The organism is Bifidobacterium tissieri (genome assembly GCF_002259645.1).
Classification (GTDB): domain Bacteria; phylum Actinomycetota; class Actinomycetes; order Actinomycetales; family Bifidobacteriaceae; genus Galliscardovia; species Galliscardovia tissieri.
This window is the reverse complement of the sequence record NZ_MWWV01000005.1, coordinates 39,340-52,919: the sequence shown is the minus strand read 5'-3', so window position 1 is coordinate 52,919 and position 13,580 is coordinate 39,340. Positions and strand designations below refer to the sequence as shown.

At 63.7% G+C, this 13,580-nt stretch carries 12 protein-coding genes; 2 read left to right on the top strand and 10 right to left on the bottom strand.

Annotation, left to right across the window (positions count from 1 at the left end):
• Positions 1-73: 73 nt before the first annotated feature.
• From BTIS_RS04770 to BTIS_RS04760, 3 genes are all read right to left on the bottom strand, one after another.
• Positions 74-838 carry an aspartate kinase gene (locus BTIS_RS04770; protein WP_094663183.1) on the bottom strand — a complete coding sequence of 255 codons (765 nt, stop codon included), beginning with the start codon at positions 836-838 and terminating at the stop codon, positions 74-76.
• Positions 839-1,093: 255 nt separating this feature from the next.
• Positions 1,094-1,696, bottom strand: a complete 603-nt coding sequence (gene recR, locus BTIS_RS04765) for a recombination mediator RecR (RefSeq protein ID WP_094663181.1) — start codon at positions 1,694-1,696, stop codon at positions 1,094-1,096.
• 81 nt (positions 1,697-1,777) lie between these two features.
• The gene (locus BTIS_RS04760) at positions 1,778-4,660 is read right to left on the bottom strand and encodes a DNA polymerase III subunit gamma and tau (protein WP_094663179.1); all 2,883 of its coding nucleotides are present in this window, start codon (positions 4,658-4,660) and stop codon (positions 1,778-1,780) included.
• A 297-nt stretch (positions 4,661-4,957) separates the two neighbouring features.
• On the opposite strand from BTIS_RS04760, the gene BTIS_RS04755 reads away from it, so the two are divergent.
• Entirely contained in the window at positions 4,958-5,836 is an 879-nt protein-coding gene (locus BTIS_RS04755) for a formate/nitrite transporter family protein (protein WP_094663177.1), read from the top strand.
• A gap of 94 nt (positions 5,837-5,930) precedes the next feature.
• Here the strand turns inward: BTIS_RS04755 and BTIS_RS04750 are convergent, their stop codons facing one another.
• The 7 genes from BTIS_RS04750 to BTIS_RS04720 all read right to left on the bottom strand — a co-directional run bounded on the left by BTIS_RS04750 (position 5,931) and on the right by BTIS_RS04720 (position 11,313).
• Positions 5,931-6,290: an Rv3654c family TadE-like protein gene (locus BTIS_RS04750; protein ID WP_190973702.1), complete on the bottom strand. Its 360-nt coding sequence runs from the start codon at positions 6,288-6,290 to the stop codon at positions 5,931-5,933.
• 136 nt (positions 6,291-6,426) lie between these two features.
• The gene (locus BTIS_RS04745; protein WP_094663173.1) at positions 6,427-6,792 is read right to left on the bottom strand and encodes a TadE/TadG family type IV pilus assembly protein; all 366 of its coding nucleotides are present in this window, start codon (positions 6,790-6,792) and stop codon (positions 6,427-6,429) included.
• Between the two features lie 70 nt (positions 6,793-6,862).
• Entirely contained in the window at positions 6,863-7,147 is a 285-nt protein-coding gene (locus BTIS_RS04740) for a DUF4244 domain-containing protein (protein ID WP_094663171.1), read from the bottom strand.
• A 198-nt stretch (positions 7,148-7,345) separates the two neighbouring features.
• Positions 7,346-7,948 (bottom strand): hypothetical protein, encoded by a 603-nt coding sequence (locus BTIS_RS04735; protein WP_094663169.1) that lies wholly within the window; start codon positions 7,946-7,948, stop codon positions 7,346-7,348.
• Positions 7,945-8,649 carry a type II secretion system F family protein gene (locus BTIS_RS04730; RefSeq protein ID WP_140557466.1) on the bottom strand — a complete coding sequence of 235 codons (705 nt, stop codon included), beginning with the start codon at positions 8,647-8,649 and terminating at the stop codon, positions 7,945-7,947. The genes BTIS_RS04735 and BTIS_RS04730 overlap by 4 nt, the downstream gene beginning before the upstream one ends.
• A 5-nt stretch (positions 8,650-8,654) precedes the next feature.
• Positions 8,655-9,818 (bottom strand): TadA family conjugal transfer-associated ATPase, encoded by a 1,164-nt coding sequence (locus BTIS_RS04725; RefSeq protein ID WP_094663277.1) that lies wholly within the window; start codon positions 9,816-9,818, stop codon positions 8,655-8,657.
• A 31-nt stretch (positions 9,819-9,849) separates the two neighbouring features.
• A complete protein-coding gene (locus tag BTIS_RS04720) occupies positions 9,850-11,313 on the bottom strand; it encodes a CpaE-like family protein (RefSeq protein WP_143248871.1) in 1,464 nt (487 codons plus the stop codon).
• Between the two features lie 596 nt (positions 11,314-11,909).
• Here BTIS_RS04720 and BTIS_RS04715 point away from each other — a divergent pair.
• Positions 11,910-13,559, top strand: a complete 1,650-nt coding sequence (locus BTIS_RS04715) for a dolichyl-phosphate-mannose--protein mannosyltransferase (protein ID WP_245819312.1) — start codon at positions 11,910-11,912, stop codon at positions 13,557-13,559.
• Positions 13,560-13,580: the final 21 nt, after the last annotated feature.

Here is a 13,580-nt window from a genome sequence, read left to right as displayed (position 1 = left end):
GTGATTGTCGTGTTGTTGTATTGCTTGGATCGGGGATCGTCCTACAGCGATTCCCGTCGCGAGTAGCGCGCGATTACAGCAGGTTCGGGATGCTGCGCGGGTCCACGCCGTCGGGCAGCACGAGCGTGCCCGGACGATGCGAGAAGGAGCTGCGCACATGCAGCGGCATGTTGAAGCGCTCGGCGTATTCCACGCAGCGCAGCGCCAGCACCTTGGAACCGCAGGCGGCCATCTCGAGGATCGCCTCGTAGGAGATCGCGGGGATGCGACGGGCGGTGGGCACGATGCGCGGGTCGGCGGTGAAGATGCCGTCCACGTCGGTGTAGATCTCGCACACGTCGGCCTCAAGCGCCACGGCCAGCGCCACGGCGGAGGTGTCGGAACCGCCACGGCCGAGCGTGGTGGCGTCACCCTTGGCGTTGATGCCCTGGAAACCGGCTACGATGGCCACATCGCCCTGCGACAGCACTTCGGCCACACGCTTCGGCTTCACGGCACGAATATGCGCGGCACCATAGCGAGCATCGGTGAGGAAGCCGGCCTGCTGACCGGTGAACGAGTGCGCACGGGCACCCTGTGCGTGAATCGCCATGGCGAGCAGGCTCATGGAGATGCGCTCGCCGGCGGTCATGAGCATGTCCATCTCGCGTTCCGGCGGCTGGGAGTCAATGTCAAGTGCCTGATCGATCAGATCGTCGGTGGTGTCGCCCATTGCAGAGACGACGACCGCCACGTCATTGCCCTTCTTCTTGGTGTCGATGATGCGCTTGGCCACGCGCTTGATCGAATCGGTGTCAGCCACCGACGAGCCACCGTATTTCTGAACGATAAGTGCCACTTCAGTCCAATCTCGTTATTGCCGTCGTGTTCCCGCCGACGTGCTGCATGCCGCGGGGATCATGTTTCGGTCGCTTGGTGCACAAGTAGTCACACAGTGTACGCAAACGGCAAGATTATAAGGGCTTGAATGTTCCGAAATCATACCGTCGCCAACATTTGGACATCCGATAGTCGTCAATCGTTCTACGAACGATCGCGGACGATGTTGGCGACGTTTTGCAAGCCGTATCCGACGCAGTTGGATTGCGGGCAGTCAGGCCTCACGGCGGCCGGCGAGGGCACGGCCCAGAGTGATCTCGTCGGCGTATTCGAGATCGCTGCCAACGGGCAGACCGCTGGCCAGACGAGTCACCTTGACCTCGAGCGGTCCGAGCAGACGGGAGATGTACGTGGTGGTGGCCTCGCCCTCGATGTTCGGGTTGAGCGCCATGATCACCTCGTGCACCTCGCCGGTGCCGAGTCGCTGCAGCAGCTGGGGGATCCTCAGGTCGGCGGGCCCCACGTTGGCCATGGGGTTGATCGCGCCGCCGAGCACGTGGTAGAGGCCGCGGAATTCGCGGGTGCGCTCGATGCTCATCACGTCCTTGGGTTCCTGCACCACGCAGATGATGCTGCGGTCGCGGCGCGGGTCCTCGCAGATCGGACAGGGACTGGTTTCACAGACGTTGCCACAGATCTCGCAGAACCGCACCTGGGCCTTCACCTCGGTGATGGCGTCGGCGAGCTCGCGCGCCTCCTGCTCGTCCGCGCTCAGTATGTAGAAGGCGATACGCTGCGCGCCCTTCGGTCCGATGCCGGGCAGTCTCGAGAACGCGTCGATCAGATTCTGGATCGCCCCGTCATACGCCAATGCCATCATCCGCTCCTTGTTGTCGCTGTGTCGTTGTCGTCACTGTGTCTGGTTTGCCACGGTGTCTGGTGTCACTGTGTCTTGCTGTCACTCCTCGTCGGATGCCGCCTTGCGCTTGGCCACGATGTTGCGCGGATTGTTCGGATCGTCGGGAGCAAGCGTCTCCACGCTCTTGACGTCGAAGAACCGTTTGAGATCATCGAGATTCATCGCATTGTGCACGGTGAGCGACTCGTCGGACATGGAGTATTCGTCCTCGTCCGGATCGACCTGCGGCACCGGCTGCGTATTCGGGACCGGACCGGACATGCCATTGGGCTGCATACCGCCAGATGGTGCGCCTTCGAACGGTGTGCCGACGGACTGGGTCTGCGATTGGACTCCGAATCCTCCCGCGGTCTGTTGATCGAAACGCGCATTCGGATTGAAGTGGCGTTCGGTCTGCGACGACGGCTGGGCCGCAGGGCTTGACTGCGTTGGCTGAACCGGTTGTGCCGATTGCATCGGTTGCGTTGACTGTGTTGACTGGGCCGATACAACCGACTGGGCCGACGGGGACGATTGCGCAGTGCCCAACTGTGCAGTGCCCAACTGTGCAGTGCCCGACGGTACGGTCTGGGCCGGCTGAGCCGCGGGCCCCCATGGATCCTCACCGTCGGACAGGTCCGGCACCGCCACATGCTTGATGTGATGTTCGTTCAGCGGTTTATGCGGCTGCTGCGACAGATCCTGATATCCGCCATTCGTCTGTCCGCCGGCCGGTGCGGCCCACGGATCATCGTCCACCGACGAATCGGATGCGGTGGGAGCCGGGGACGCCCACGGATCATCACCCCATGCGCCGTCGTTCGCCGCGGCACTATTCGGTGCCACACCGTTCGACGCAACATCGTTCGACACTGCGTCGTCCACGACAGCACCATTCACGGCACTGTCCGTTACTCCACCAACCGTATCGACCGATGTATGGCCGACGTCCACAGACGTCGACGGCACACCCCAACCATCCGGCTCGGCGTCAGCATCCGGACCGGCGACATGCGCGCCGCTTCGGTGAACGTCGGTATCGGCGTCGTGCACGGCCGACTGGCCGTCCGCAGCATCATTATGTGCGCGGGACGACGTCTGAGCGCCGACTCCCGCCATCGCACCGCCAAGACTGGCCTGCAGCAGCTTGGCCTTCACCTGCTGCTGCTTGTTCGGCGGTAGCTGGCTGAACGGCGGCGCCATTTGGCCGTCCGCCATCTTCTTGGTGGGCGCAAGCTGAACGTCGTCGCCGAACATGCGATGCGTCGCCTCACGCAGAATGTCAACCACCTTGTTGCGCCCGTTCACACTCTCCGATGTGACGGCGAGCGCGAAGGCGTACTTGTTGATGGCCTTGTCGAATTTGATCCACAGGCACATCCTGCCGGTCTTATTCGGCCTGAGGGTGATGCGTGGCACGCGATCGCGGGTTACGTACCTGCGGACGTCGTCGGGCAGTTCGGCCAGCAGGGCGTCCCACTTCTCATCGGGCGTACGCGTGTCGGGCGTATGGGCATCGGCCGCGTGCGTTTCCGCATCGGCGACCGGCGAGGATGCGGGAGCAGATGCCGTCGTGAACGGAACATGTGCGGCAGCGGTGGGAAGCGGTTCGACGGATGCCGATGCGGAAGGCATGGCAGCGGATGGTGCCGCAGTAGGGGCCGCGGACGTCGAACCGGCGGGAGACGCCGCACGCTGATTGCGCTTGGCTCCCGCGAAGCCGCCGCCCCGAACACCGGTTCCGGTATTGCCGCCGGCGGGCGCTGCGGCGGACTGTGCGGTTCCAGCGGCCGCGGAAGCGGGAGCCGCACCGCCTGCAACGGCGTTCGGCATGATCACGGTCGGCGGCACCAGCAGTTTGGCGGCCAGCAGTTCCAGACGCATACGCGGCGATGTGGAGCCACTCATCGTTCCCAACGTGTCGTTGATCACGTCGGCGATCTGCGTCAGCCGCGCAAGACCCAACGCGGACGCCTGACGACGCATATCGTCATGGTCCTCGGCCTCGGCATCATCACTCAGCACCGATTCGGCACGGTCTCCGGCGATCGTCAGCACGAGCAGATCACGGACACGGGCAAGCAGATCCTCCACGAATCGACGGGGATCGAACCCACCCACGATCACCTTCTGGATCACGGAATACAACTGCTCGCCATTGCGATCGATCACCGCGTCGATCGCCTCGGCAATCAACGTGTCCGGGGTGAAACCAAGCAATGCGACCGCGGAATCGTAAGCGATCACGCCGTCGGCCGCGCCGACCATAAGCTGATCAAGTACGGACAGCGTGTCACGCATCGAACCGCCGCCGGCGCGCATGGCGAGCTTGAGCACGCCCGGCTCCGGCTTGATATGCTCCTTGCCGCAGATATCATCCAGGTACGGGCCCATGATCTCGGGCGGCACCAGACGGAACGGGTAATGATGGGTGCGGGAGCGGATGGTGCCGATCACCTTCTCCGGCTCGGTGGTCGCAAAGATGAACAGGACGTGCTCCGGGGGCTCCTCCACGATCTTGAGCAACGCGTTGAAACCCTGCGGCGTGACCATATGCGCCTCGTCGAGGATGAAGATCTTGTACCGATCGCGGGCCGGAGCGAAGCCGGCGCGTTCACGCAGCTCTCGGGCGTCCTCCACACCGTTGTGGGAGGCGGCGTCGATCTCCACCACGTCGATCGAACCGGGGCCGCCGGTCGCCAGATCACGGCACGACTCGCATTCACCACACGGATGCGATGTCGGCCCCTGCTCGCAGTTCACACAACGGGCGAGGATGCGCGCGGAGCTGGTCTTGCCGCAACCGCGCGGGCCGGAGAACAGGTACGCATGGGTGAGCTTGCCTTCGTCGAGGGCGCGGGAGAGAGGAATGGTGACCTGGTCCTGACCCACAATGCCGTCGAAGGTGTCGGGCCTATACCGCCGATACAATGCCAAAGCCATAATCCACATCCAATCCCAAATCGCCAAAACCAACAGCCGGAAACGCCGTCACCATACTATGCGAACTGCACGATGGCGGCGGATTCGACATCGTCGCGCGCGGCTCGAAGACGAATCCACGCCCGCGATCGTCGGCACGTCCGCCGATACGGCTCTCCGACTCGTTGCAAATAATGGGAACAACGTCGCGGCCCGTCAACGCTTTGGACGAATATGGTGAGCGGCAAACGACGCCCGGCCGGAGTCGGCGACGACACGGCAGACGCATTCACATGATTCCTAGAGAAGGGAACCCTCATGCCGAACAACGGCAATCCGGCAACGAACGCCGACAACACCCAGCCTTCCATCCTCACACCGATCGTCAACGTGAACGCCCTCACCCCCGCCGAAACCGAAGAGGCCGTGGAGAAGGCAGGCGTGGCCAAAACCCAGCTCACCGGCGGCAAGGCGTTCGTCTCCGCCATGTTCGCCGGCGCGTTCATCGGCTTCGGCGCGCTGTTCTTCCTCATCGTCACCAGCGACCCCGCCATGACCTGGGGGCCAAAGCGCTTTGTCGGCGGTCTCGCCTTCTGCATGGGCCTGGTGCTCGTGCTCTGCTGCGGCGCCGAACTGTTCACCGGCAACTCGCTGATGGCATCCGATCTGGCCGCACACAAGATCTCCTGGCCTGCCATGCTGAAGAACTGGGTGATCGTCTGGTTCGGCAATCTCGCCGGCGCGCTGGTGCTCGTCACGCTGATCGCGCTCGCCGGAACGATGGGGCTCAACGATGGCGCGGTGGGCGACACCGCCGTGGCAACCGCCGCATCAAAGATCACCCCTGACTGGTTCACGCTGTTCTTCCGTGGCATCCTGTTCAACATCCTCGTGTGCCTGGCCGTGCGCATCGGCTTCTCCGCACGCTCCGTGGGCGACAAGGTGCTCGGCATCCTGCTGCCGATCGCCGGCTTCGTCGCCATGGGCTTTGAGCACTGTGTGGCCAACATGTTCTTCCTTCCGATCGGTCTGGTATCCAAGATGTTCGGATTCGGCGCGCAGGCGGCCGGTGCGGACGCGGTGAGCGTGCAGGGCATTCTGTACAACCTGTCCGCGGCCACGCTGGGCAACATCGTGGGTGGCGCGATCTTTGTGGCGTTGGCCTACTGGTTCGTCAACGCCAAGAAGAACGCCTGAGCCGACAACTAGCTCCGACCAGCCGGCATATGACCCGGCATATGACGGAGCCAAGGACTCCAATCAGGCAACGAACCGGCTCTCGGCTCCTCGACTAGGGATCCGCAGCGACGCAATCCCTGGGACCGGCGCGGGATGCGGCGAGGATGTCACCGACAAACGGAACACGTGGCTTCACCCGAACCGTCACAGTCACATCCTCGCCGACGATCTCGCACCGGTCCAGAACCGCCGCATTCGCCTTCGCCAGCTGTTTCGCCACCGCGCACGGGTTTCCAACGGATTCATACAACGACGTCGCACCGGCCAACGCGGCGGAATCGGCGGCCGTACCGGCGACCGCCTTGCAATGCAGCACGTTGCCGAGCGCCAACACCGCCGTCAACAGCACACCGACCATCAGCACCAGTCCGACACCCATCATCGTTCCCGATCCTTCATCGTCACGGGACATCCACCCGGCTCCCCGTATCGTCCGCGTTCTCCGTATCGTCCGCGTTCTCTCGGAAGTCCGCGTTCCCACGAAAGTCCATGTTCCCCGCGACGCCCATTCACGGTCATCCCGTTCCGTTCCCATTCCCCTCGCGCGTTCACCCATATCGCAGCCCCACCGCCTCGCCCTCCACCGCCACCGGCAGCACGCCAAGCGGACCGGGGCCCACCGGACATCGTGTGATCACGGTGATCTGGTCCCGCTGCTCGGTAATACGCACCGTTGCGCGGGGTCCTGCTATGCGGGCGACCACATCGGACGGGTTCGCATCCCCGTCTGAAGCGATCACCATCTCTCTGGCGGCCACCCGGGCGGCCTCCTGACAGTTCATCGATACCATCACCGCCCGGGCCGATGACAGCAGCAGCAATGCCACCACCATCACCGTTGGGAGAACCACGGCGAACTCCGCGGTGACCGTTCCCCGATCGTCACGTATCAGCGCATGCCGTAAACCGTCCATCAGGTCTCGTATTCGTCCATGTCTGCGTGACGTGCAGCGACGTCCCCTCGTGTTCGCCATGATGCTCCGATCAGCCGCCGACGCTCAACGCCCGTTCGACCAGGCCGTTCAGCAGGCCTTCCACGGTACCTGATTTGAGAATCACGACGAGCAGTCCGGCGAAACCGGTGGCGGCGATCATCACCACCGCGTATTCGGCGGTGGCCAGACCGGATTCGGGCTGTTCGGTGACGGTACGAAGTCGGCCACGTGCGTCAAGCAGACAGATCTGCTCGTTCACGCGTTGGGCCATGGTTTTCATGCGGTTGACGATGCCCGTCGCGACCGGCGGCGAGACATCCGACATCGTGTCCATAATGATTCCTTTCCGTTGATAGGTGGACATGATTGATTGACTGATTGATTGAGGTAGCTCCGGAGTTGTTCCCAGTCTGCGGGATCGGTCGCGGTCAGTCCACGGTTTTCGTCCGATGTGGTCGAATGCACCCCCCTGCCGGATCGGCAGCCTAGCCCGTAACGGCATCCGGACCCACAACATCCAACCCATGACCGCCTAGCCCGTGGCGAGGGAGACGATGGACGGCACCACACCGATCAGGATGAAGGCCGGCAGAAAGCACAATCCCATGGGCACCAGCACCCTGACCGACATCTTCGCCGCCGCCTCCTCGATCCGACGCCGCTCATCACGATCGATCTGCTCGATCGTCGTCTCGATGCGCAGCAGCGGCGAGATGCCATGCTTCCACGACGGCTCCAACGCCGAACGGATCACCGCGAGCGCGACAGCATCAGGACCATCCGGATCGGCCACGCCCCACGCGTTATCCCAGTCCGCACCACGATTCAGCGCCCGCGCCACCAGAATCATCTCACTGCCCAGATCATGCGCGTCCGACCCGTCCTCATCACATTCACGACCACCGCCTCCGCCGCCCGCGCACACACCGCCGATCACATCCAACGCCCGCGGAATCGACGCACCCTGGCGTACGGCCACGGCGATCATCTCCAGCACCAACGCGGTCGCCGGCCGTGAACGTCGTTCATTCCCGCCCTCGCCGACAAGCGGCGACCATCGTACGCTTGCCACACACACGTATGCGGTCACCGTCACGACGACGGACGCGGCGAACGCCCAGAGTTCCGCCGTCATGACAGGTCCCGTTCCCGCGCGGGTTTTCGCACGGTTCCTCGCACGTCCTTCCGGGAAGCGGCGCCATGTCCGCGCAACGGTTCGGCCAACGCGTCGATCCACAGCAATCCGATTCCGTAACACGTCAGCCCGCCGAGCAGGCACGCCCACCCGTAGGGCGATCCGAACAGGAACGTGAGCGGACTCGCACCCATGATCTCACCCAGCACCACCGTAACGACCGGCAGCACGGCAAGCAGTTTCATCGTGGATTCCGGCATGGCCAACGCCTGTGATCGCGCCGCCTCCATCAGGCATTCGCGACGGTATGCGGCCGACACCGCGGACAAGCATCGCGCGGTCTCGCATCCCAACAGTTCGCTTACGCGGCACGCCATGGTCACATCCACCGCCACCTGCCACGCACGATCCGATGTCTCATCATCGCCGCGTTTGGCGTCGAACACCTCCATCGCACGATCCACGGTGATCGTCGGCGACGGATACGATCGTCCGGCCAGTTCCTCGAACGACTCCACCACCGTTCCGCCGTTGCGCACAAACGCCGTGATCGACGACAGTACGGCCACGATGCCGATGCGGGACGACGGACGCGCCGGCGACGGACTCAGCCCGGAGAGCCGTTCCGCCCGATCCGCTCCCGCAGCGCATGCCATCCATGTCACAACGCCGATCATCACGCCGGCGATCACGGGCATCATGATGATCACCCCTCCCTGCGGGGAGGCAATGCGGGGGCCAGTCGTGCACGCCCCGACCGTACGGGTTCCGAACGCCCACGGTTCGATCGCCCGGAACGCGACAGGATGGGTTCCGACCGTGCACCGGGCACCTGCCATCGTGCAACGAACTCGTCCCACAGCGGCCGATGACAGATCGGCGGATCCCTGCCGTCCCACTCGCAGATCGGGCGTCCGACTAGGCTGCCGTCATCCGCCGCCCGCAGACAGCCGATCTGCGCGATCCTGCGCACGCCATGCTCACGTTCCAGATGAATCACCACGTCGAACGCCCCTTCGGCAAGCATCGCCAACGCCACAGGACTCAGCCCCGCCAGCAATCCCAACGTGGACAGTCGAGCCGGCACACGACTCACCCCATCCGCATGCACCGTGGCCATGCCGCCATGATGTCCGGAATTCAACGCCCGCAGCAGATCGGCGATCTCCTCGCCACGGCACTCCCCCAGCACCACACGATCCGGACGCATACGCAACGTCGCCTTCACCAGATCGGACAGCCCGATCGCCCCCTGCCCCTCCACATTCGCCTCACGCGCCACCAGCGACACATGGTTGCCGTGACGCAGCCCGCCAAGCTCACGAATCTCCTCCACGCTCACGATGCGTTCACGCTCATCGCACTCGGCCAGCAACGCCTTGAGCAGGGTGGTCTTGCCCGTACCCGTGCCGCCGGAGATCAACACCGTGGCCCGACCGGCCACCAACGCCTGCAGCAACGGCAGCCACTGCATAGGAAACAAACCGGACTGGGCCAACGAATCCAGACGCGCCAACGTACGATCGGGGAAACGGATCGACAACGCGGCCCCCTGCGCCACCAACGGCTCGATCACCGCATGGATACGAACGCCATCCACCGTGGCCGCATCCGCGATCGGATGCGAATCATCAAGCCGATGCCCCAACTGCGCGCACAACTGCACCGCATACTCCCGCACGATGCGAGGGGAACGAAACCCCACCGACAGCACACGTTCCTCCATACCCGCACCGCAATCCGCCCACACACGGCCGTCGCAGGTCACCGCCACATCGGTGACACCCTCCTCCTCGGCGAGCTCGCCCAACGGGCCGAACAACAGGCGCTCGCCGGAGGATGTGACCGCGTAGGTGGACATGGAGGACATGTCGTTCCCGTATTCGCTGTTCCCGTATTCGTCATTCATTGCGGCACTCCATCTCCAACCGATCGCAGAGCGTATTCAGCGACCGCCGGTACCGTCGGGGGACCGCGGGAATGCCGGTGCCGGACAGCACCGATCGGCTGATCGACCGGTCATGCGTGAAGATGGCGACCAGCGGTGAGCCGAGATATCCTTCGGCCTCATCGAGGGTCACCACTCCGGACCGTGGTGCGGCGGCCGGTTTGATCCCGACGAGCAGCGTGGTGGTACTGGCAAGGCTGACGATTCCGCCGGGACCGCCATGACGGCCACCGGACCGGGATCGAGCGCCTTGTCGGGCACCTGCCGAGCCGCCGCGCGCACCTCCGCTCCCGCCACCCCCGCCGTGGCGGCCACCACCATGTCGTCCACCGCCACCCTGACTTTCCTTCAACCGCATCAGCAGTCCGCGAGCGCGGGCCAACCCCAGCACGCTGAGCTCGACCACCACCACGCGCACGCGGGCTTGCATGCGTAGCGTATGCTCCGAATCCGCGTGGCCGCCATCAACCAGCACGAGTTCGCACGCCTCCGACAGCGCCCGCATGGCGGCATCCACCTCCCACCAGTCCGGCGCGCCGTCGTTCCAGGGGTCTGCGGCGAGCACGACGGTCTCCTCCCATTCGGGCAGTTCATGCATCAGCGAGCGCGGTTCGATCCTCCCCAGCGGGGCGCTGACGGAGCTCCACCGCATGCCCGGTTCCGTTTCGATGCCGAGCGTGACGTCCATGCCGCCGGCGGTGAAGTCGGCGTCGACCAGTGCGCAGGTGCGATTGCGCATGGTGAGGTGCCATGCGCAGAGTGCGGTGAGTACGGTTGATCCCACACCGCCGCTGGAGGAAAGAAACATGATGACGCCGTTGCCCGCACCACCACCGGCGGCGGCGAACGACGACAGTGCACCGCGCCCGGGTCTGACGGTGGGATCCCGATGACGGGAACGGGCGCGCGAACCGGACCGGACGAGTTCCTGCGACGTGGATGCGGGCGGGGATTGGGATTGTGGCTGAGATTGTGGCTGGGACTGCGCGTAAGGCTGGGGCTGGAGTTGTACCTGCGCCAGTGATTGTTGCTGGGACTGCGGCTGGTAAGACTGGGACTGCAACTGCGGCTGCATCAGCTGCGGCATGTGATACGCCGGCGCAGCCTGTTGATATGGACGAGGTGCCGACTGCTGTACCTGCATGGCTTGGTCGGGTGCGACGAGTTGATTCGCCGACGATGGCGAAGCAACGGAACCACGTTGTGACGCAGTATGCGGCGTAGTGTGTGGCATGGTGTAGAACCGTTCGGGCTGCGGCATGGGAATATACCGTGCGTCGTCGGGCAGCGGCACCGATCCCGATTCCTCATAGGCCACGCGAGGGGCCGGATACGCGACCGCGGACGACGGTTCGCGTGCGGGTGGACTGAAATTTGCGGGAGGTCTTACGCTGGTCATGTCATTGGTCATAGTCATGATTCGACCCAACCAGCCGATCGTGGTCCGCCGCAAGGATCATCAGGCATTGTGGTCGAATGGAGCCCCCGCAGACCACCACAAAAAATTCGGACTTTTTTCCTGATTTTGGCTTGTGTACGCGGAACCATGGGGCATAATAGATGTACAAGCAAAACAGAACAGCGGAGCCCACAAATTGAAAGGCCGCGTATGGTCAATGAAGTTGGGCGGATTATTAAGACTTACCGCTACGACGATGATGTTGTGTAGAGATTCCGCAACTGTGGAGCTTGTACATAGAACCGGTCCCCGCATGGGGGCCGGTTTTTGTTTGCCTGAATATCCCTGGATATCGTTGTCGATTCTGTCATTCGCCGATCATCGGCAATCTTCATCGAACACTATTCGCCGTTCGACGCCCAGTACGGCACTGGGCTACCCTTGGAACCATGGGTTCGAAGCTTCGCACACGACGCATCAGGGGAAGTCATGGCGCACACATACGACGCGACGCGGTACCGCCGCGCATGTCCGAGCGTGCGCGAACGCTTGCCGGCGTAATCGACCCGCGTACCACGTCCGAGCGGATCGCCGGCTGGGTCTGGCCCATCCTCATGGCATTGTTCGGCGGACTGCTGCGATTCATCCGACTCGGGCAACCGCAGGCCGTGGTCTTCGACGAGACCTACTACGTCAAGGACGCGTGGGCCATGCTCAAGACGGGTGAGCCACGCGACTGGCCCGTCACCATCGGCGGCATCAAGATCGACGAGCTCTTCGCCAGCGGTCGGAATCTCACCGACTGGCTGCCCGTCGCCGAATACGTGGTGCATCCGCCGTTCGGCAAGTGGTGCATCGCTCTGGGACTGCAACTGTTCGGCGGCGCGGGCAATCCGTTCGCATGGCGTGTAGCCACTGCGACGGTCGGCACGCTCGCCATCCTGATCCTCTGCCGCGTGGTCCTGCGGATCTTCCGGTCCCTGCCCATGGCGCTCATCGCCGGATTCCTCATGGCCATCGATGGCATGGGCATTACGCTCAGCCGCACCGGACTGCTCGACAACTTCATCATGGTGCTGGCGCTCGGCGCATTCTGCTGTCTGCTCGCCCACCGAGACTGGGCGGATCAGCGTCTCGCGGCGGCCTACCGGCGGCAATCACGCCAACGTCATGCCAAGTGGATCCCCGTCGTCCCCTGGCGGACGCGGATGCAGAACGACAACGGATCAAGACGCGGCGGCACTGACACTAGCGGCAACACCAGCACAATCGCCGAATCCGCCGAATCCGAATTCGATCCCGACGCCACGCAGGCCATGGCACCCATCCGATTCGTCCTCGACTCCACCGGACCGGTCATCGCATTCTCCTGGTGGCGTCTCGCCGCCGCGATTCTGCTCGGTCTCGCCACCGGAGTCAAATGGTCCGGCGCCTACTTCTTCGCTGTCTTCTGCCTGATCAGCGTGTTCTGGGATGCGTGGCTGCGGCATCAGCACGGTTTCCGCGCATGGTTCGTCACCGGATTGTGGAAGGACGGCATCCTCGCCGCGCTCTACATGATTCCCGTGTACATCGCCGCGTATCTGTCCACATGGAGCGGCTGGTTCATCCACCCTGATTCGTACATGCATGACTGGGCTCGCACGAACCCCGGCAAGGGCATCACATGGCTGCCGGAGGATCTGCGATCGTTCGTCCAGTACCACGTTCAGATGTGGCAGTTCCACACCACGCTTGACGCGCCGCACGACTACAAGGCGAACCCGCTCACCTGGCCCATCCAGCAGCGTCCCACCAGCTTCTACTGGCGGGAGCTCGCCGACCATCCCGGACTCTGCGCGCTGCGACCGCAGGAAACCTGCGTGGCGGCGGTCACCTCGCTCGGCAATCCGCTCATCTGGTGGCTCGGCACGGTGTGCGTGGTACTCGGCGTGATCGTGGCGGTGGTAGCCAAGGGCGGCGACTGGCGGATCTGGGCCGTGCTCGCCGGATTCCTTGGCGGATGGCTGCCGTGGGCGCAGTATCTGAATCGCACCACGTTCACGTTCTACGCCATCGTGATCCTGCCGTGGATCATTCTTGGATTCATCTACGTGGCCGACTGGCTGCACGAACTGTTCGACGCGTTCACATTCTGGTGGGTGATGGGCGGCGTTCTGGTGATCATCGCCGTCGTATCACTGTTCTTCTACCCGATCTGGACGGCCATTCCCGTTCCATATTCGTTCTGGCTGTCGCATATGTGGTTCGACAGTTGGATATGATCGGTGCCATATGATCGGTGC